Origin of the sequence: Planococcus sp. ISL-110, from assembly GCF_018613575.1 — a bacterium.
Lineage (GTDB): Bacteria > Bacillota > Bacilli > Bacillales_A > Planococcaceae > Planococcus.
This window is the reverse complement of record NZ_JAGGPX010000014.1, coordinates 34,715-53,276: the sequence shown is the minus strand read 5'-3', so window position 1 is coordinate 53,276 and position 18,562 is coordinate 34,715. Positions and strand designations below refer to the sequence as shown.

At 47.4% G+C, this 18,562-nt stretch carries 16 protein-coding genes; 1 reads left to right on the top strand and 15 read right to left on the bottom strand.

Annotation, left to right across the window (positions count from 1 at the left end; translation table 11 throughout):
- Positions 1-12: 12 nt before the first annotated feature.
- From prmC to J7I83_RS09785, 10 genes are all read right to left on the bottom strand, one after another.
- The gene (prmC, locus tag J7I83_RS09830; protein WP_215100531.1) at positions 13-870 is read right to left on the bottom strand and encodes a peptide chain release factor N(5)-glutamine methyltransferase; all 858 of its coding nucleotides are present in this window, start codon (positions 868-870) and stop codon (positions 13-15) included.
- The gene (prfA, locus tag J7I83_RS09825) at positions 857-1,936 is read right to left on the bottom strand and encodes a peptide chain release factor 1 (protein WP_215100530.1); all 1,080 of its coding nucleotides are present in this window, start codon (positions 1,934-1,936) and stop codon (positions 857-859) included. Before prfA ends, prmC begins: the two co-directional genes overlap by 14 nt.
- A 475-nt stretch (positions 1,937-2,411) precedes the next feature.
- On the bottom strand, positions 2,412-3,002 hold the full coding sequence (locus J7I83_RS09820) for a thymidine kinase (RefSeq protein WP_215100529.1): 591 nt from the start codon (positions 3,000-3,002) through the stop codon (positions 2,412-2,414).
- Between the two features lie 327 nt (positions 3,003-3,329).
- Positions 3,330-3,545, bottom strand: coding sequence for a 50S ribosomal protein L31 (gene rpmE, locus J7I83_RS09815; RefSeq protein WP_215100528.1), 216 nt, complete (start codon positions 3,543-3,545; stop codon positions 3,330-3,332).
- 149 nt (positions 3,546-3,694) lie between these two features.
- Positions 3,695-4,978: a transcription termination factor Rho gene (gene rho / locus J7I83_RS09810; RefSeq protein WP_215100527.1), complete on the bottom strand. Its 1,284-nt coding sequence runs from the start codon at positions 4,976-4,978 to the stop codon at positions 3,695-3,697.
- Positions 4,979-5,109: 131 nt separating this feature from the next.
- Positions 5,110-6,075, bottom strand: a complete 966-nt coding sequence (glpX, locus tag J7I83_RS09805; RefSeq protein ID WP_215100526.1) for a class II fructose-bisphosphatase — start codon at positions 6,073-6,075, stop codon at positions 5,110-5,112.
- Between the two features lie 75 nt (positions 6,076-6,150).
- Positions 6,151-7,449: a UDP-N-acetylglucosamine 1-carboxyvinyltransferase gene (locus J7I83_RS09800; protein WP_215100525.1), complete on the bottom strand. Its 1,299-nt coding sequence runs from the start codon at positions 7,447-7,449 to the stop codon at positions 6,151-6,153.
- 160 nt (positions 7,450-7,609) lie between these two features.
- Positions 7,610-8,272, bottom strand: coding sequence for a fructose-6-phosphate aldolase (gene fsa, locus J7I83_RS09795; protein ID WP_215100524.1), 663 nt, complete (start codon positions 8,270-8,272; stop codon positions 7,610-7,612).
- 75 nt (positions 8,273-8,347) lie between these two features.
- A complete protein-coding gene (locus J7I83_RS09790) occupies positions 8,348-9,208 on the bottom strand; it encodes a class II fructose-bisphosphate aldolase (protein WP_215100523.1) in 861 nt (286 codons plus the stop codon).
- Between the two features lie 84 nt (positions 9,209-9,292).
- A complete protein-coding gene (locus J7I83_RS09785; RefSeq protein ID WP_215100522.1) occupies positions 9,293-9,652 on the bottom strand; it encodes a response regulator in 360 nt (119 codons plus the stop codon).
- A gap of 48 nt (positions 9,653-9,700) precedes the next feature.
- Here J7I83_RS09785 and J7I83_RS09780 point away from each other — a divergent pair, with 48 nt between their 5' ends.
- On the top strand, positions 9,701-10,186 hold the full coding sequence (locus tag J7I83_RS09780; protein WP_215100521.1) for a DUF2529 family protein: 486 nt from the start codon (positions 9,701-9,703) through the stop codon (positions 10,184-10,186).
- A 56-nt stretch (positions 10,187-10,242) separates the two neighbouring features.
- Here the strand turns inward: J7I83_RS09780 and J7I83_RS09775 are convergent, their stop codons facing one another.
- The 5 genes from J7I83_RS09775 to J7I83_RS09755 all read right to left on the bottom strand — a co-directional run bounded on the left by J7I83_RS09775 (position 10,243) and on the right by J7I83_RS09755 (position 18,555).
- Entirely contained in the window at positions 10,243-11,841 is a 1,599-nt protein-coding gene (locus J7I83_RS09775; protein WP_215100520.1) for a CTP synthase, read from the bottom strand.
- 158 nt (positions 11,842-11,999) lie between these two features.
- On the bottom strand, positions 12,000-12,566 hold the full coding sequence (gene rpoE, locus J7I83_RS09770; RefSeq protein WP_215100519.1) for a DNA-directed RNA polymerase subunit delta: 567 nt from the start codon (positions 12,564-12,566) through the stop codon (positions 12,000-12,002).
- 935 nt (positions 12,567-13,501) lie between these two features.
- Positions 13,502-16,753, bottom strand: coding sequence for a fused isobutyryl-CoA mutase/GTPase IcmF (gene icmF, locus J7I83_RS09765; protein ID WP_215100518.1), 3,252 nt, complete (start codon positions 16,751-16,753; stop codon positions 13,502-13,504).
- A gap of 5 nt (positions 16,754-16,758) precedes the next feature.
- The gene (locus tag J7I83_RS09760; RefSeq protein ID WP_215100517.1) at positions 16,759-17,400 is read right to left on the bottom strand and encodes a TetR/AcrR family transcriptional regulator; all 642 of its coding nucleotides are present in this window, start codon (positions 17,398-17,400) and stop codon (positions 16,759-16,761) included.
- 15 nt (positions 17,401-17,415) lie between these two features.
- On the bottom strand, positions 17,416-18,555 hold the full coding sequence (locus tag J7I83_RS09755) for an acyl-CoA dehydrogenase (RefSeq protein WP_215100516.1): 1,140 nt from the start codon (positions 18,553-18,555) through the stop codon (positions 17,416-17,418).
- Positions 18,556-18,562 lie beyond the last annotated feature (7 nt).

Sequence of the window (18,562 nt, the reverse complement as noted above, 5' to 3'; positions counted from 1 at the left end):
TTTGTGCATAAGTTACTGTGTAATGGCAAAAACCATCCGGTCGTTTTTGTTGATATCTTTTTTACTATAGACCAAGGAATCAGGAAAAGCGTCTTTTAGCATTTTTTCGACTGCCGGTCCCTGTTGATAACCTATTTCGAACCCGATAATCCCCGGTTTGTTGAGCAGCTCTGGAAGCTGCATCGCCATTTTTTCATAAAGAGCCAAGCCTTCCTTTTCTGCGAACAATGCGCTATGCGGTTCAAAGTCGCGAACGCTGTCCGATAATCCAGGAGCTTCGGCGTGAGCAATATAAGGCGGATTGGATAAAATAACATCCCATTTCCCATCTCGGATCGGCTCACTCAAGTCTCCTAGACGAAAGTCGATTTCTGCATTCAAGCGCTCAGCATTTCGGGTTGCCGTTTCCAGCGCCGGCTGCGAAATGTCCGTCGCCACAACCTGCGCGTCCGGCAATTCGCATTTCATGGTGATGGCGATAATTCCGCTTCCTGTTCCAATATCGGCAATGGCCAACTCTTTTTTCGTCAGATAGCGGTTGATCAGCCCAAGCGTTTCTTCTATTAACTCTTCTGTTTCCGGCCTTGGAATCAATACGTCCGGATTGACTAGAAAGTTTCTTCCATAGAATTCTTCACTGCCGGTCAAATGCTGAACCGGAATTCCTTTGGCGTGCTGCTCAACATTTTTCCAGAACTTTTCAAATTGCTGTTCACTGATCGTATCGCGCATCGAGGAGATCAAACCGGAATACGAAAGGCCCAATTCATGCTGAAGAAGAATGCGTGCAGCCCCTTCTTCCCTTCCGTTCTCCTCTAAATAAGAAGAAGCCCTCTTGAGGGCCTCATAAACATACTTAAGCTTGGTCATTGTTCAGGCTTTCCATGCGTGCAGACTGTTCTTCCACAATCAGGGCATCGATGATTTCATCCATTTTCCCCTGCAAAATCTGGTCCAGTTTCTGGATCGTTAAGCCGATCCGGTGATCCGTAACGCGGTTTTGAGGGAAATTATATGTCCGGATCCGTTCAGAACGGTCGCCCGTTCCAACTGCAGATTTGCGGACTGCGTCATATTCAGCCTGAGCTTCCTGCTGGAATTTCTCGTAGACGCGTGCACGCAATACTTTCATTGCGCTCGCTTTGTTTTTGATCTGTGATTTTTCGTCCTGACAGGTTACTACTGTATTGGTCGGAAGATGCGTCAAGCGAACGGCTGACATCGTCGTGTTGACAGATTGTCCACCCGCGCCGGAAGACGCATAAGTATCTGTCCGAATATCGTTGTCGTGTATTTCAATTTCAACTTCTTCCACTTCCGGCAAACAAGCCACCGTAGCAGTAGAGGTGTGGATTCGGCCGCCAGACTCGGTTTCCGGAACCCGCTGTACGCGATGCGCACCGTTTTCATATTTCATTTTTGAATAAGCGCCTTTTCCTGTGATCATAAAGACGATTTCCTTGAACCCGCCAAGTCCGGTCGGGCTTGAATCCATCACTTGCACTTTCCAGCCATTGGATTCAGCAAAACGCGTGTACATGCGGTATAGGTCACCGGCGAATAAAGCCGCTTCATCTCCGCCCGCTGCTCCACGGATTTCCATGATGACGTTTTTGTCATCGTTCGGATCTTTTGGAATCAATAGCTTGTGAAGGCGCTCTTCGACGACAGTAATTTGCCCTTCCAGTTCATTGACTTCTTCTTTGACCATTTCGCGCATGTCAGCATCTATCTTATCATCGAATATGGCTTTCGCTTCTTCTAATTGAGTCGTCAAATCTTTGTATTCGCGGTAAGTTTCGACCGTTTCCTGCAGGTCGGATTGTTCTTTGGAATACTCACGCAGCTTATTGGTATCGCTGATGATATCCGGGTCACTCAGTAATTCATTTAAACGGTCATACCTGTCTTCCACTGATTGTAATCGATCAAACATGGATGTCACCTCGAGTTCTAGTTTTTATTGTAGATTTGACATTCCGCAAACCAGCTCCGCTTTCCTGCGGGCTAGCGCCGAACTAACTCGGGCTTATCGCCCGAGTGGATTTCGGCACTTCGCTACTCCGCGGGAGTCTCCGCTAGTTTGCTTCATATCTTAAAAATAACAACAGTCTTCACTAATAATATATAGAGATAAGTCTATTATATTTTTATACTTAATATTCATTCTCATAAAAGCATTTATATAACTCTTAAAAGAAAGAGCGGAAGGCAGCAAAGGGCAAAGATATGCTCCTGCATCACTGCGCTAGCTTCGTCGCAAACGAGTCCGACAGAGGCCATGCCCTTGGCAACTGGCATCGCGACGTCCTGGCACGCTAGTTGCATGCTCCACATCCTGTGGGCCCGACAGCGTCTGCCTACAGCGATTTCTTTAGGTTCAACAATGCTGGCTGCTATTTATATTTTATTCACTTAACAGTCACACCAGCCGGTACTTCGTGGTGATGGCGGCAGCGGGGCTCGTAGGCTTCTGATGCGCCTACCAGGATTGTCGGGTCATCCGATCCTGCCGGTTTTCCGTCGATCAGGCGCTGTGTCCGGCTTGCCGGGGAACCGCAAACCGTGCAGACTGCTTGAAGCTTTGTCACTTGCTCGGCAATTGCCAACAATGCCGGCATCGGGCCGAATGGACGGCCTCTGAAGTCCTGATCGAGTCCAGCAACGATGACACGGAAACCGTGGTTGGCAAGTTTTTGTACATTTTCGATGATGTCTTCATCAAAAAATTGAGCTTCATCTATGGCAATGACATCGAATTCATCGGTAATGTATTCCCACATTTCAGTTGACCGGGAAATTGGCAGGGCAATCACAGTTGCTCCATTATGCGAAACGACCGCTTCTTTGCTGTAACGGTCATCGATTTTCGGTTTAAAGACAGCAATTTTTTGCTTAGCGAATTGGGAACGGCGGACGCGGCGGATCAGTTCTTCCGACTTCCCGGAAAACATGCTGCCACAGATCAATTCAACCCAGCCAGTTTGTTTCATGACGTACATAGGTGAGACCCCTTTCAAACACTTTGTTGTTTTTTTATTAAGGCTTTATGGCCAGCAGAGCGCAGTGATTTTCGCTTTCCAACTTGCGGGAACAAGGCACTTCCACATAAGTGAAGTTTCTCTTTATCATACCAAAAATAATACTGCAGCTTGCTGTTTTTCGGAATATGTAAGGCGCTTTTTGGGATAAAAGACGAAAAAAAAATACCCGCCAGGCGTTTGCGCGCTAGGCAGGTATAATTTTAATTGCTACCGGAAAGCAAGGAACAGGAAGATGGAAATTCACAAATTGAGAACTTCCACTTCCAGTCCAGCGCTTAGCCAATATTACTCGCTGATTTCTTCTTTTAGGCCGTATTTTTTGTTGAAACGATCTACGCGGCCATCTGCTGATGCGAATTTCTGACGTCCAGTGTAGAATGGATGACATTCAGAGCAAAGCTCAACGCTGATTTTTTCTTTTACAGAACCAGTTGTGAAAGAATTCCCACATGAGCAAGTTACTGTAGCTTGTTTGTAATCTGGATGAATACCTGTTTTCATACTATTTTCTCCTCTCGCCCTGAACCATCTGGAACAGAGTTTAATCTATTTTACTATTGCCTTACACGGTTCTTCAGACCGTATATGCAATAGCTTTGCTTTATTTCACTCTCATAATCATATCAAATCGCCCTATCTTTTGCAAGCAATTAAATCATCTTCTTATTGCTTCGGTGGGTCTTCATCTCGGTTGCCAATTGCTCAAAGAATTCTTCGTTCGTATCTGTTTGGCTCATTTTCCTCAAGAAACGTTCACCGAAATCATGCGTATCCGAGAAGGTTTTTCGAATGGACCAAAGCTTTTCAAGCTGCTTCGGCTCGATCAGCAATTCCTCTTTGCGTGTTCCGGAACGGCGAATATCAAGTGCTGGGAAGATGCGGCGTTCTGCCAAAGATCGGTCAAGATGCAATTCCATGTTGCCCGTTCCTTTAAATTCCTCATAAATGACTTCGTCCATACGTGATCCCGTTTCCACTAGAGCAGTGGCTAAAATAGTCAAGCTGCCGCCTTCTTCGATATTACGTGCTGCTCCAAAAAAGCGTTTAGGCCGATGGAAAGCTGCTGGATCGATTCCTCCTGATAGCGTACGGCCGCTCGGCGGAATAACCAAATTATATGCTCGGGCCAAGCGTGTAATCGAGTCCATCAAAATGACGACGTCGCGTTTATGCTCGACGAGGCGCATCGCACGCTCAAGGACCAGTTCAGCAACTTTGACATGGTTTTCAGGCACTTCATCGAATGTCGATGATACAACATCTGCATCCACCGACCGCTCGATATCCGTCACTTCTTCGGGACGCTCATCAATCAGCAGGACAATCAATTCCGCTTCCGGATGGTTGGTGGTGATTGAATTGGCAATTTCTTTCAGCAGCATGGTTTTACCGGCTTTCGGTGGCGCAACAATCAAACCGCGTTGGCCAAAGCCGACTGGTGCGACCAGGTCCATGATGCGTGTGGACAAATGATCCGGCGTCGTTTCCAAACGAATATGGCGGTCCGGATAAAGCGGCGTAAGCCCCGGGAAATGGACGCGTTCTTTCGCCACTTCCGGATCTTCACCGTTTACCGCTTCCACTTGAAGCAAACCGAAATAGCGTTCATTTTCTTTTGGCGGACGCACTTTCCCAGAAACTTTATCGCCATTTCTCAAATCAAAACGGCGGATTTGAGAAGCGGAGATATAAATGTCCTGTGAACTCGGTGAATAATTGATCGGCCGCAGAAAACCAAAGCCTTCCGATTGGATAATCTCCAAAACGCCTTCCATGAAGAAGAAACCTTCCTGTTCTGCACGCGTTTTCAAAATCGCGAAAATCAGTTCCTTTTTGGTCAGCTTACTGTAATTGATCAACTTATATTCTTTTGCTAAATTATAAAGTTCTTTTAATGTCATGTTCTCCAATGCGGAGATTGTTATCGTTGCCATATATCGGACACCACTCTTATTCGTATTATTTTTGGTTTGTAGATAAGTTGGAGGATCAGCAGTGAATGATTGAGAAGACCTTAAAGAAGAAGTCCGGCAATTTGCCGGACTCATTTTATGAAGTAGGATCGTTAATCGTTCATTACAAGATTCGGCTTTTTCTGCAGGCTGTGACGCCCTTCAATAAAGCGGACGGTTCCTGATTTCGCACGCATAACCAATGTATGGCTTTCGGCGAAACCACCTTTGAGCTGGACGCCTTTTAATAATTCGCCGTCTGTGACGCCTGTAGCCGCAAAAATGGCATCATCGCCTTTGACGAGGTCATTCATCATCAGCACTTTACTTACATCAATGCCCATATCGATGCAGCGCTGCGCTTCTTCTTCGTTCTGGGGAACCAGTTTCCCTTGGATTTCGCCGCCCAGGCATTTTAAGCCGACTGCAGCAATGACACCCTCGGGTGCTCCGCCAGTTCCAAAAAGAATGTCAACACCTGTTTGATCAAATGCGGTATTGATCGCACCGGCTATATCACCGTCATCGATCAGTTTGATGCGGGCTCCCGCTGCACGGATCTGGTCAATGATATCCTGATGGCGCGGGCGGTCCATAATTGTGGCCACGACTTCTTCGATGTCCTTATTCTTGGCTTTTGCCACTGCACGAAGGTTGTCGATGACTGGTGCGTTAATGTCGATTTTGCCTACTGATTCCGGCCCAACCGCGATTTTTTCCATGTACATATCAGGTGCATTCAGAAGATTGCCGCGGTCCGCGATTGCAAGAACTGCCAAAGCATTCCATCCGCCAGCGGCGACAATATTTGTTCCTTCTAAAGGATCTACTGCAACGTCCACTTCCGGACCGTTGCCCGTTCCTAATTCTTCACCGATATACAGCATGGGCGCTTCATCCATCTCACCTTCACCGATGACTACTACACCACGCATTGGAATGGTATCAAATACCGTTCTCATTGCAGTGGTCGCTGCTTCATCCGCTTCGACCTTCATGCCGCGGCCCATCCATTTTGAAGAAGCAATTGCTGCCGCCTCAGTGATACGCACTAATTCCATCGATAGACTTCGTTCCATATTATAAGTTCCTCCAGTTCAGCTTTAACTCTATGTCTTCATTATTGTAGCATATATTTTTACGCTAAAAGAGAGTCAGTTTGCGTCCTGGCTAAGGTCAGACTTCACGCTTGCCACCGGGTCAATCGTCTCTCTCCGGATGTCAGCGCCAAGACCCTGCAATTTTTCGATGATCGACGAATAGCCTCGTTCGATATGATAAATTTCACGGATTTCAGTTTCGCCTTCTGCCAGCAGTCCAGCAATGACCAATGCTGCTCCTGCACGCAAATCGGATGCTACAACGGTTGCCGAGGTCAACGGAGTCGGACCTGTAATCATCGCCGCTCTTCCTTCAACACGGCCGCTTGCATTCATACGGCGAAGTTCGTCAATATGCTTAAAGCGTGCCGAGTAGATGGTATCAGTGATCATGGAAGATCCTTGAGCCTGCGTCATCAACACGGAAAATGGCTGTTGAAGGTCTGTCGCAAATCCTGGATACACCAAGGTCTTCACATCTATCGCCTTCAGATTGTTAGATTTAGGAATATAAATCGATTCTTCGCCTTCCTGCACATCAACGCCCATTTCACGTAGTTTGGCAGTTAATGCTTCCATATGGAATGGAATGACGTTATCGATTGTGATGCCATCCCCTGCTGCAGCAGCCATGATCATGAACGTTCCGGCTTCAATCCGGTCAGGTATGATCGTATGGTTGGTGCCGTGCAATTCTTCCACGCCATCAATTCGAATGACATTTGTGCCGGCTCCTTTGATTTTCGCGCCCATATTGGTCAATAGGGTCGCTACATCAATAATTTCCGGCTCTTTTGCCGCATTTTCGATAGTCGTCTGGCCTTTTGCAAGAACAGCGGCGAGCATGATGTTGATGGTTGCGCCAACACTGACGACATCCAGGTAAATTTTAGCGCCGCGAAGTTCATCGGCCCGCAAATAGATGGCGCCGTGTTCGTTCGTCACTTTTGCACCAAGCGCCTCAAAGCCTTTGATGTGCTGATCGATTGGGCGAGGCCCTAAGAAACAGCCGCCTGGCAAACCGATTGCCGCGTGCTTAAAGCGGCCGAGCATTGCGCCCATCATATAATAGGAAGCACGCAATTTTTTCACATTGCCGTTCGGCAAAGGCATATCAATCATTTTCGATGGATCGATGTTCATCGTCCCATCTTCAAAGGAGACTTCCCCACCAATTTCTTCCAAAATGTTTTTCAGTGTCCATACATCGGAAATTCCCGGCAAACCTTCGATCGATACAGGCGAATTCGCCAAAATCGATGCAGGAATCAAAGCAACAGCACTGTTTTTGGCACCATTGACTTTAATTGTTCCGGAAAGGCGATTACCGCCCTTTATTTTATAAACATCCATTAAATTTCTCCTTTTTCCACTTTTCCTTCAGCTCGATTGGCCTGAAAAGTTACATTGTTTCGGCGTCCAGGATGGCTGCCGGCCACAACTTCAATTTTGCCGCTTTAACGGCCAGCACAATCCCCGCTTTTTGGGCGGGCAATCCACTGATTGAAGTTTTTTATTTTACACCATCTTCTACAGAACGTTTTTCCCAGTCAGCAAGGAATGCTTCGATTCCCTGATCTGTCAATGGGTGCTTGAACATTTGGTGCATCACTTTGATCGGCATAGTGGCGATATGTGCACCATTCAAAGCAGCTTCTGTTACGTGCTGTGGGTGACGGATTGAAGCCGCAATGATTTCTGAAGAAATATCATGGATGGCAAAAATTTCTGCAATTGTTGCAATCAAGTCCATGCCATTGTGTCCGATATCGTCAAGGCGCCCAAGGAACGGAGAAACGTATGCCGCTCCGGCACGTGCTGCAAGCAATGCCTGGTTGGCACTGAAGATTAAAGTAACGTTTACTTTTTTGCCTTCTGATGCAAGAACCGCACAAGCTTTCAAGCCGTCTGGCGTCATTGGCAATTTCACGGTGATGTTTGGAGCAAGATCAGCCAGTTCGCGGCCTTCTTTGATCATGCCTTCTGCATCAAGTGCAATAACTTCTCCGCTGATCGAACCGTCAACAAGCGCTGCGATTTCTTTCAAGCGGTCGTGGAATGAAACATTTTTCTCTTTTGCGACCAATGATGGATTGGTTGTAACACCTGAAAGAATACCCCAGGCATGTGCTTCTTTGATTTCGTCAAAGTTTGCTGTATCGATGAAAAATTTCATAGTTGTTTTCCTCCTGTATGACGGGAAAAAGAGAAGGCGTCATTTTAACGCTTCTCTCCCATCTTTTTTGTCACCTTATTCTGCTTTTCCTGAACTTCCGAACTCACGCATTTTGCCGATTACAGTCTTTTTGATTGCGTCGCGGCCTGGTCCCAAGTATTTGCGGGGATCATAGACATCCGGATCGCTGTTCAATTTGTCGCGGACTGCTTGAGCCGATGTAATCTGGCTTTCCGTGTTGACGTTAATCTTTGATGTACCAAGAGAAACAGAGCGCTGAATATCTTTTGTCGGGATTCCTGTTCCACCGTGCAATACAAGCGGCACGTCACATAGCTGGGAAATTTCTTCCATTTCCGCAAACCCTAGGTTCGGTTCGCCTTTATAAGGACCGTGAACTGAACCAAGTGCTGGTGCCAGGCAGTCGATTCCTGTTTCATCGACCATTTTCTTGCATTCCTGCGGATCCGCATAAATGACGCCATCTGCAATGATGTCATCTTCCTGTCCGCCGACAGTTCCTAATTCCGCTTCTACGGAAACATTATGTTTGCGTGCATATTCCACTACTTGTTTCGTGATTTCGATATTCTCTTCGAAAGGATGATGAGAGGCATCGATCATAACCGAAGTAAATCCGGCATCAATCGCTTCTTTGCATTTTTCAAAGCTTGAACCGTGATCCAAGTGAATTGCTACAGGAACGGTGATTTTATAGTCATGCATCAACCCTTTGACAATATTAACAACTGTTGTGAAGCCACCCATGTAACGGGCTGCACCTTCAGAAACTCCACAAATGACTGGAGAGTTCTCTTCTTGTGCAGCTTGAAGTATTGCCTGTGTGAACTCCAGGTTGTTTAAGTTGAATTGACCGATTGCATATCCTTCTTGTTTTCCTTTTATCATCATTTCTTTCATTGAAACTAACGGCATTTAGTATTCCTCCTCGACAATGTGTAAAGCGAATATCTTTTATACTATATCAAAAACCCTGTATTTACGCCACTTCTTCGTTGTTTACTCTTCCAGCAGTTGCTTGACTGCGTCACGCACTTCAAAGACATCAAACGGCTTGGTGAAATAACGCGCCGCTCCCCAGTTCATCGATTCTTTGATGAGGTCGAGTTCGCCATAAGCGGTCATCATGATGACATGGACACCAGCGTTGCTTTTCTTTAAGCGCTTCAGGATCTCGATGCCATCCATTCCCGGGATTTTCATATCCAATAACACCAGGTCCGGACAGGCTTCCTGCACTCTTTCAAGTGCTTCTTTTCCGCTTCCTGCTGAGATCGCCCGGTATCCTTCTTTGCTGAACACTTCTTTTAGCAACAGCCGGATGCCTGGTTGATCGTCTACAATCAAAATGGTTTTCAAGAAGAGCCACTCCTTTATCTGCTATACTTTTTTTACGAGGTGAAAATGATGAATTCTTTAACTGCACAGTTGAACCGTTTGTTTGAACGCCTGTCTCAGCAGCAAGACGCCATCAACAGCATCGCCGGCGTTTTGGCGCAGGCCGCGATTGCGGAAGGCACCATCTTTATCGCAGCCTCCGGGGAAATGAAGGCCGTAACCGCCGTGGCCATCAACAGCGAAAAACCCTTAACAGCTGCAGCGGAATGGTCGCCTGCCAGCATCGTCACCAGCACCGATCGCGTCTGGATTCTGGCTCCCGATAAAGAAGGGGATGAGCTGGCTGGAAGATTGTCCGATGCCGGCATCCCGTTCGCGTTTGTTTCATCGCAATCGGACCAAAGTGAATTAGCCGATGCCTTTCTGCTGTTGGATAGCCCAGCGGACTTCCCGGTACAGGACGATGGCATGCCTGCGTTGGTTCCGCATGCTATCGCCGCGCTCTATATTTACTATGCTGTCAGGCTGAGCATCGACGAATTGCTGGCTGAATAGAACAATCCATGCGCAAAAGCCTTCCCTTTTTTCAAGGGAAGGCTTTTGCCATTTGTTTACTTATTGGCGATGGATGCTTTTACAAATTCACGGAACAATGGCTGCGGACGGTTCGGACGTGAAATGAACTCCGGGTGGAATTGGCAAGCCACGAACCACGGGTGGTCGGCAACTTCAATAATTTCCACCAAGCGGCCATCCGGGCTGGTGCCTGTAAATTTGAATCCGGCATTCTCAAATGCTTCGCGGTATTCGTTGTTGAATTCATAACGGTGGCGGTGTCTTTCGTAAACCAACTCTTCGCCGTAAGCTTCGTGCGCTTTTGAACCTTTTGTAAGTTTTGCAGGGTACAAGCCAAGGCGAAGTGTTCCACCCAAGTCTTCGATGTCTTTTTGTTCAGGCAATAGATCGATGACCGGGTAAGGCGTCTTAGCGTTCAGTTCAGAAGAATGTGCGCCTTCTAAGTTCATGATGTTGCGTGCAAATTCGACAGAAGCCAACTGCATGCCCAAGCAAATACCAAAGAACGGTACGTTGTTTTCACGTGCAAATTGAGTCGCTGCGATTTTCCCTTCCACTCCACGGTCGCCAAAGCCACCTGGAACCAGGATGCCGTCGCAGTCTTTCAATTTCTCTGCTACGTTATCCGCGTTAATGTGTTCAGCGTTGATCCAATCCACTTCAATTTCAGAATCGAATGCGAAACCGGCATGTTTCAATGATTCCACTACAGAAATATAGGCATCCTGCAATTCTACATATTTTCCGACAAGGCCGATGCGAACACTGTTTTTAAGAGATTGTACTTTTTCAACAAGCGCTTTCCATTCCGTCATATTTGCTTCTGGTGCTTCAATTCCGAAATGATCCAGGACAATCTGGTCCATATGCTGCTCCTGAAGGCGAAGCGGCATTTCGTAAATCACGTCAACATCGCGTGATTCGATTACTTCTTCCGGCTTAATGTCGCAGAACAACGCAATTTTGTCTTTCATGTCCTGTGGCACTGGGTGTTCTGTGCGCACGACGATCAGGTTCGGCTGAATGCCAAGGCTGCGAAGTTCTTTTACACTGTGCTGCGTCGGTTTTGTTTTCATTTCCTTAGCTGCACCCAAGTATGGAATCAAGGTACAGTGGACGTACATGACTTCGTCGCGCCCAAGATCGGAACGCATTTGACGGATCGCTTCGAGGAATGGCAATGATTCGATATCGCCAACGGTGCCGCCAATTTCTGTGATGACTACGTCCGCTTTTGCTGTTTTGGCAGCGCGCAATAGACGGTCTTTGATTTCATTCGTGATGTGTGGAATAACTTGAACCGTTCCGCCCAGATAATCGCCGCGGCGTTCTTTTTGGATAACAGTCGAATAGACTTTCCCGGTTGTTACGTTCGAGTATTTGTTTAAATTGATATCGATAAAACGTTCGTAATGGCCAAGATCCAAATCCGTCTCTGCACCATCATCTGTCACGAAAACTTCTCCGTGCTGATACGGGCTCATTGTTCCCGGGTCGATATTGATGTACGGATCGAATTTTTGAATTGTTACATTCAACCCTCTGTTTTTCAATAAACGCCCTAATGATGCGGCCACAATCCCTTTACCGAGTGATGATACAACGCCACCGGTTACAAATATATACTTCGTCATGCCTGCTTCCTCCTCGAATGGTAAAAATAAAAAGCGCTCCACCTGCTGCATATGCAGGGGGAGCGCGTAAACTGTACGAATCATCTCTCCTATTTTAAGGAGCCCAGTAAAATCTTATCCAGTCTAGCCTCATAAGTCAAGGTGAAAAAATGTTCAGATTACTTCAAGTCATCTTCTTCATCATCGTCATCGTCGTCTTCTTCATCATCAATGATGTTGCCGTCAAGGTCTTCAACCAAAACACCAACGTCGTCATCGTCGTCCTCTGCGTCAAAATCAATCACTTCCGCTTCGACCGGCGACTTGACCACTTCGTCGTCATCGTCATCATCGTCATCTTCACCGAAGTCCTCAAACTCCAATTCGTCTTCCAATGATAATTCATCCAGATCGTCGAAGCCTTCATCGTCAGCCACTTTGGCTTTCTTTTTGCGTGCTTTAACAGTCGGTGCCGATTCTTCTTCAATCTGTTCAACCGGATACCACTCGCGAAGGCCCCAGCGGTTTTCGCCCAAGATCAAAAAGCGGCCATCAATATTCAAGTCTGTATAGAATTGAACCAAGCGGTCTTTCATATCCTCTTTAGATAGGTTCAGCAATTTCTCGATTTCTGCAACCAGTTCCGCATAGGTTTTTGTTTCGTGCGTCTCTTCCAACATTGCATATGTCAAGTCAACAAATGACTCTTCTATCAATTCTTCCTTAGATAATTCACGAATTTTCATTCCGTGCACGTCCCTTCTTCTTTCGTAACTTAATTCATTATATACAAACTAACTAGTCTCCGCTACCGTGTTTTCTTTTTTCTCGGTTCTATTTGTTTCCACCCAAAATAAAACAAATAGAGCGCCAGAATCATAAACGGTATCGATCCCAAAGCTTTATTGTACAGGAAGAAAATCAGTATGACACAGATTATGATGACGATGTAGTGGACAGCTTTGCGCATTGTATCCATCCTTCTTGTTTTCTGCGATGCGTATTCTTTTATTATACAGAAAAAGTGGAGGGATATCGACCGGTCATGTCTTTGAATGGGTATTATGGGATGAGTTCTTTTTCTTTTTTGGAAATTTTTTCTTTAGTAAAATAAATTATTGGATTCAATTTCTTTATTGTGCTTTTTAGCAGCCTATTTTCTGCGGTAATTAAGGACCTATCGGCTGAACGACCGTAAATTTCTTTGAACGACTGCAAATTTCTTTGAACGACTGCAAATCGGTCTGAGCGACTGTAAATTTCTTTGAACGACTGTAAATCGGTCTGAACGACTGCAAATTAAATCCAGCCTGCATTTCGCTCAAAAAAAGACGCAAAAATCCAACTTCTAATGGATTTTTGCGTCTTTTATCTTCCTTTAATCAGCTTCTCCTTACCCAATCCAGCTTTACATGGGCGGATCCGCTTTTCTTTGTCCAGTTGCAAGTGCCTAGCTCTTCGGGTCATAAGTCAATCCGGCTGTGTGGCAAAGAACGCCACTCTGCCGGTTCGCCTTATGCCTGTCAGAGCTGAACAGGCACTTTCACTTTTCCATTGTCCAGCTTCTCCGCCCAGCCCCTCGGGGTCTTAAGTCAACTTGGCTGTGCGGCTGAAAACACGCCGCTTCGCCAAGTCGCCTTAAGCCTGTCGGGGCTTTACATGGGCGGATCCGCTTTTCTACCTACATATTCCGTCGATACTGTCCGCCTACTTCATATAAAGCTGTGGTGATTTGGCCGAGGCTTGCGACTTTTACGGTTTCCATCAACTCTTCAAAGATGTTGCCGCCGGTCTTGGCTGCCTGCTTGAGGCGTTCCAGGGCTTCGGCTGAATCGTTGCGTTCTTGGAAGGCGCGCAGGTTGTTGATTTGTGTTTCTTTTTCTTCCACTGTGGCGCGGGCGATTTCCATCGCGTTGATGTCGTCGTCCGATTGCGGATTCGGGTTCAGGTAGGTGTTGACACCGATGATCGGCAATTCGCCTGTGTGTTTTTTCATTTCGTAATGCATGGACTCTTCCTGGATTTTGCCTCGCTGGTATTGTGTTTCCATCGCGCCCAGGACGCCTCCGCGGTCGTTGATGCGGTCAAATTCCGTCAGAACCGCATCTTCCACCAATTGCGTCATTTCCTCGATGATGAACGCACCTTGCAGCGGGTTCTCGTTTTTCGACAGACCATGCTCTTTGGTGATGATCATTTGGATCGCCATCGCGCGGCGGACTGATTCTTCGGTTGGTGTGGTGATAGCCTCATCGTAAGCGTTGGTGTGCAGCGAGTTGCAATTGTCCTGCAGCGCCATCAAGGCCTGCAGCGTCGTACGGATATCGTTAAAATCGATTTCCTGCGCGTGCAGGCTGCGCCCTGAAGTCTGCACATGGTATTTCAGCTTCTGGCTCCGTTCGTTGGCGCCGTATTTATCGCGCATGACGACTGCCCAGATGCGGCGTGCCACACGACCGATAACGGTATACTCCGGATCCAGTCCATTCGAGAAGAAGAACGACAGGTTCGGTGCAAAGTCATCGATGTTCATGCCACGGCTCAAGTAATATTCCACGTATGTGAAACCGTTGGAAAGCGTGAACGCCAATTGTGAAATCGGGTTCGCGCCTGCTTCGGCAATATGGTAGCCTGAAATCGATACCGAGTAATAATTGCGTACTTTGTGGTCGATAAAGTATTGCTGGATATCACCCATCATACGAAGCGCGAATTCAGTCGAGAAGATGCAAGTGTTCTGACCCTGGTCTTCTTTCAAAATATCGGCTTGTACGGTTCCGCGCACTACCTGCAGCGTACTTTCACGGACTTCAGTGAATTCTTCGACAGTCAATGTGCGGCCCAGTTTTTCTTCATTCAGCTTGACCTGCTGATCAATGGCCGTGTTCATGAACATCGCCAAAATGATCGGAGCCGGCCCGTTGATGGTCATCGAAACCGAAGTCGATGGCGCACAAAGGTCAAACCCTTCGTAGAGCTTCTTCATATCGTCCAGCGTACAGATCGAGACGCCCGACTCACCGACTTTTCCGTAAATGTCTGGGCGGTGGTCCGGATCTTCTCCGTAAAGCGTCACTGAATCAAAGGCAGTCGACAAGCGTTTTGCATCATCGTCCTTCGATAAATAATGGAAGCGGCGGTTGGTGCGTTCAGGCGTTCCTTCGCCGGCAAACTGGCGCTTTGGATCTTCCCCAGCGCGTTTGAACGGGAATACACCAGCTGTGTAAGGAAATGAACCTGGAGCGTTCTCCAAATAAACCCAAGACAGGATTTCGCCGTAATCAACAAATTTCGGCAACACCACACGTGGCACTTTAATGCCTGACAGGCTTTCTGTGCGCAGGATGGTGCGGATTTCCTTGTCGCGAACCGATGTGACGAATTCGTCTCCGGCATACATCTCTTTCAAGGCATCCCAGTTCGCAAGAATGCGTTTGGATTCCGCAGTCAGTTCATCGCGCACGCCGTCAGCCAGCGATTCGAGTGAAGCGACCAATGCATCATCCGGCGCTTTTTCTTTAACCGCTTCGATGGCGCCTTCCAATTGGAACACGCGGCGCGCAAAGGCGGATTGTTCTTTCGTTTTTGCGTGGTACCCGCGGATCGTATCCGTCAGCTCGCGCAAATAATAACGGCGGTCGTTTGGAATGATGAGGTTCTCTTTTTGGGTTTTGACGAATTTATCGTAATCCGTCTCCCAGTCGGTTCCGCATTTTTCATTGACCGTTGCCACCAATGCCGCGAACAGGGAGTTGGTTCCTTTATCGTTAAACTGGCTGGCGATTGTGCCGTAGACCGGCATTTCGTCCAAATCTTTTTCCCAAAACAGATGGCTGCGCTGATACTGCTTCTGCACTTGGCGAAGCGCATCCTGCGAACCGCTGCGTTCGAATTTATTGATGACAATCAAATCGGCATAATCGATCATATCGATTTTCTCAAGCTGTGACGGCGCACCGAATTCGCTGGTCATGACATACATGGAGATGTCCGAGAAATTAGCGATTTCTGCATCTCCCTGGCCAATTCCGCTGGTTTCGACAACAATCAAGTCAAAATCTGCCGCTTTCACGACATCCAACACGTCCCCGATGGCACCGGACAGCTCCGAACGTGAACCGCGTGTCGCCAAACTTCTCATAAAGACGCGCTTGTTGAAGATGGCGTTCATGCGGATCCGGTCACCCAGAAGTGCGCCGCCGGTTTTCTGTTTGGTCGGGTCAATCGAAAGAATGGCGATTTTCTTGTCCGGCAGTTCAGACAGGAAACGGCGGATCAATTCATCAGTCAATGAACTTTTTCCGGCGCCGCCTGTTCCGGTGATGCCAAGGACCGGCGTATTTTTCGTCTGTTCCCGAACTGCTCTCAGCAAATCATCGGTATCGGTATCGCGTGTATGGGCTTCTTCTGCCGCTGTAATGATGTTTGCCAGTACAACCGGTTCGTCGGCTGACAGGTTTTCAATAGGCTGATCCGGCTTTACTGTCGAGAAATCACATTCCTCAACGATTTCCGTAATCATGCCCTGCAGGCCTTTTTTGCGGCCGTCTTCCGGCGAAAAAATGCCGGCAATGCCGTATTCTTCAAGTTCTTTGATTTCGCGCGGCAAAATTACGCCTCCGCCTCCGCCGTAAATGCGGATCTGTGAAGCGCCTTTTTCCTGCAGCAAATCGTGCATATACTTGAAGTATTCCATATGGCCGCCTTGGTAAGACGAAATGCAGATGCCCTGGACATCTTCCTGGATTGCCGCATTGACCACTTCTTCAACAGAGCGGTTGTGGCCCAAGTGAATTACTTCGGCGCCGCTCGACTGCAGAATTCGGCGCATGATATTGATGGACGCGTCATGGCCGTCAAATAGACTGGAAGCTGTAACAAAGCGAATATGATTTTTCGGTTGATAGGTTTTCGTTTCTTCAATTGTAGCCATTATGGTCAAGCCCCCTGTATTGAGATATTTTCCCCTGCCATCCCCTGCAAAAGAAATTTGGTTTGCATATCGATAAACTCCTGAATGGTGAAATCATTTAACGCCCACCGCCTGAAAGCCCACATCTGCCCTTGGACGAATAAATGATGGGAAGCCAAGACCACTTCTTTCGGTGTCATCTTGATCTCGTTGTTGTCGACGCATTGCGTCAGCAAGCGTTCGAAAATCGCCACCATTACAAGTTCTTTATCCAGCACATAGCTTAAGGCGTCTTTTGGCAATGATTTGGATTCCTGGTACATGACCACGAACTCATCCTGCATATCGTCGATCAATGTGTAGTAATGCTCAATCGCCGCAATCAGGACACTGATGGAGCCCTGTTCGATATCCAGCCGGGCCAAACGCATATGCACCTCGTCGTAAATAGAGTCACAGACAAGATACAGCACATCTTCCTTGGTCCGGATGTATTCGTACAAAGTACCGATGCTGAAGCCGGCTGCTTTTGCAATTTCCCGCGTTGTTGTCCGGTGAAAGCCTTTTTCTTTAAAAAGCGTGACGGCCCCGCGAATCATCTGTTCGCGGCGCTTTTCAATCAGGCTTTCGTCTTTCACAGAAGACTCAATCTCACGCTTTTTGTTCATAAGGCAACCCTCCGCTTATTTCGTAACCATCCGGGAAATAACCAGACGCTGGACTTCCTGCGTGCCTTCATAAATTTGCGTGATTTTCGCATCGCGCATAAAGCGTTCAACCGGATAATCCTTCGTGTAGCCATAGCCACCGAAAACTTGAACCGCTTCCACGGTCACTTTCATCGCTGTATCGCCGGCCATCAATTTTGCCATCGCCGATTCTTTGCTGTAGGACAGCTTGTTCGACTCGAGCCAAGCTGCCTGATAAGTCAACAGACGGGACGCTTCGATTGAAGTTGCCATATCCGCCAATTTGAATGAAACCCCTTGGTTGACCATGATCGGCTTGCCGAATTGCTCGCGCTCTTTTGCATAATCAATGGAAGCGTCAAGCGCCCCTTGTGCAATTCCGACAGCCTGAGCTGCGATGCCGTTGCGTCCGCCGTCAAGCGTCTGCATAGCGATTTTGAAGCCTTGCCCAAGTTCACCCAAGATGTTTTCTTTCGGCACACGGCAGTTATCGAAAATGATTTCCGTTGTCGGGCTTGAGCGAATGCCAAGCTTGCGTTCTTTTTTGCCGACCGAGAAACCTTCAAAGTCTTTTTCAATGATAAATGCAGTCGTGCCTTTATGTTTCGATTCCGGATCTGTTACAGCGAAAACAACGTAGATGTCCGCAATGCCGCCATTGGTGATGAAGATCTTCGAACCGTTCAGCACATAATGGTCACCGTCTTCTTTAGCAGAAGTGCGCATGGATCCTGCGTCAGATCCTGCAGACGGTTCCGTTAATCCGTAAGCACCGATTTTTGTGCCTTCAGCCATCGGACGAAGATATTTTTGCTTTTGCTCTTCTGTTCCGAATGTATAGACCGGCCATCCGGCAAGTGATGTATGCGCCGACAACGTAACACCTGTGGATCCACAAACGCGCGACAATTCTTCCACTGCGATGCAATAGGCCAAATAATCCGACCCGATGCCGCCGTATTCTTCCGGCCACGGAATGCCGGTAAGGCCAAGTTCGGCCATCTTATCAAAGATTTCACGGTCAAAGCGCTCTTCTTCGTCACGCTCTTCCGCTGTTGGTGCCACCTCTTTGTTCGCGAAATCTCTTACCATTTTGCGGATCATTTCGTGTTCTTCAGACAGTTGAAAATTCATTTTCCAT

Excerpts from the sequence above, each read along its gene's own strand:
- J7I83_RS09780 (WP_215100521.1), top strand. The coding sequence starts at position 9,701 with ATGAATTCTTTAACTGCACAGTTGAACCGTTTGTTTGAACGCCTGTCT.
- prmC (WP_215100531.1), bottom strand. The coding sequence starts at position 870 with ATGACCAAGCTTAAGTATGTTTATGAGGCCCTCAAGAGGGCTTCTTCT.
- prfA (WP_215100530.1), bottom strand. The coding sequence starts at position 1,936 with ATGTTTGATCGATTACAATCAGTGGAAGACAGGTATGACCGTTTAAAT.
- glpX (WP_215100526.1), bottom strand. The coding sequence starts at position 6,075 with ATGGAACGAAGTCTATCGATGGAATTAGTGCGTATCACTGAGGCGGCA.
- rpoE (WP_215100519.1), bottom strand. The coding sequence starts at position 12,566 with ATGAAAATTCGTGAATTATCTAAGGAAGAATTGATAGAAGAGTCATTT.
- icmF (WP_215100518.1), bottom strand. The coding sequence starts at position 16,753 with ATGGCTACAATTGAAGAAACGAAAACCTATCAACCGAAAAATCATATT.
- rho (WP_215100527.1), bottom strand. The coding sequence starts at position 4,978 with ATGGCAACGATAACAATCTCCGCATTGGAGAACATGACATTAAAAGAA.
- rpmE (WP_215100528.1), bottom strand. The coding sequence starts at position 3,545 with ATGAAAACAGGTATTCATCCAGATTACAAACAAGCTACAGTAACTTGC.
- fsa (WP_215100524.1), bottom strand. The coding sequence starts at position 8,272 with ATGAAATTTTTCATCGATACAGCAAACTTTGACGAAATCAAAGAAGCA.
- J7I83_RS09775 (WP_215100520.1), bottom strand. The coding sequence starts at position 11,841 with ATGACGAAGTATATATTTGTAACCGGTGGCGTTGTATCATCACTCGGT.
- J7I83_RS09820 (WP_215100529.1), bottom strand. The coding sequence starts at position 3,002 with ATGTACGTCATGAAACAAACTGGCTGGGTTGAATTGATCTGTGGCAGC.
- J7I83_RS09760 (WP_215100517.1), bottom strand. The coding sequence starts at position 17,400 with ATGAACAAAAAGCGTGAGATTGAGTCTTCTGTGAAAGACGAAAGCCTG.
- J7I83_RS09800 (WP_215100525.1), bottom strand. The coding sequence starts at position 7,449 with ATGGATGTTTATAAAATAAAGGGCGGTAATCGCCTTTCCGGAACAATT.
- J7I83_RS09790 (WP_215100523.1), bottom strand. The coding sequence starts at position 9,208 with ATGCCGTTAGTTTCAATGAAAGAAATGATGATAAAAGGAAAACAAGAA.
- J7I83_RS09755 (WP_215100516.1), bottom strand. The coding sequence starts at position 18,555 with ATGAATTTTCAACTGTCTGAAGAACACGAAATGATCCGCAAAATGGTA.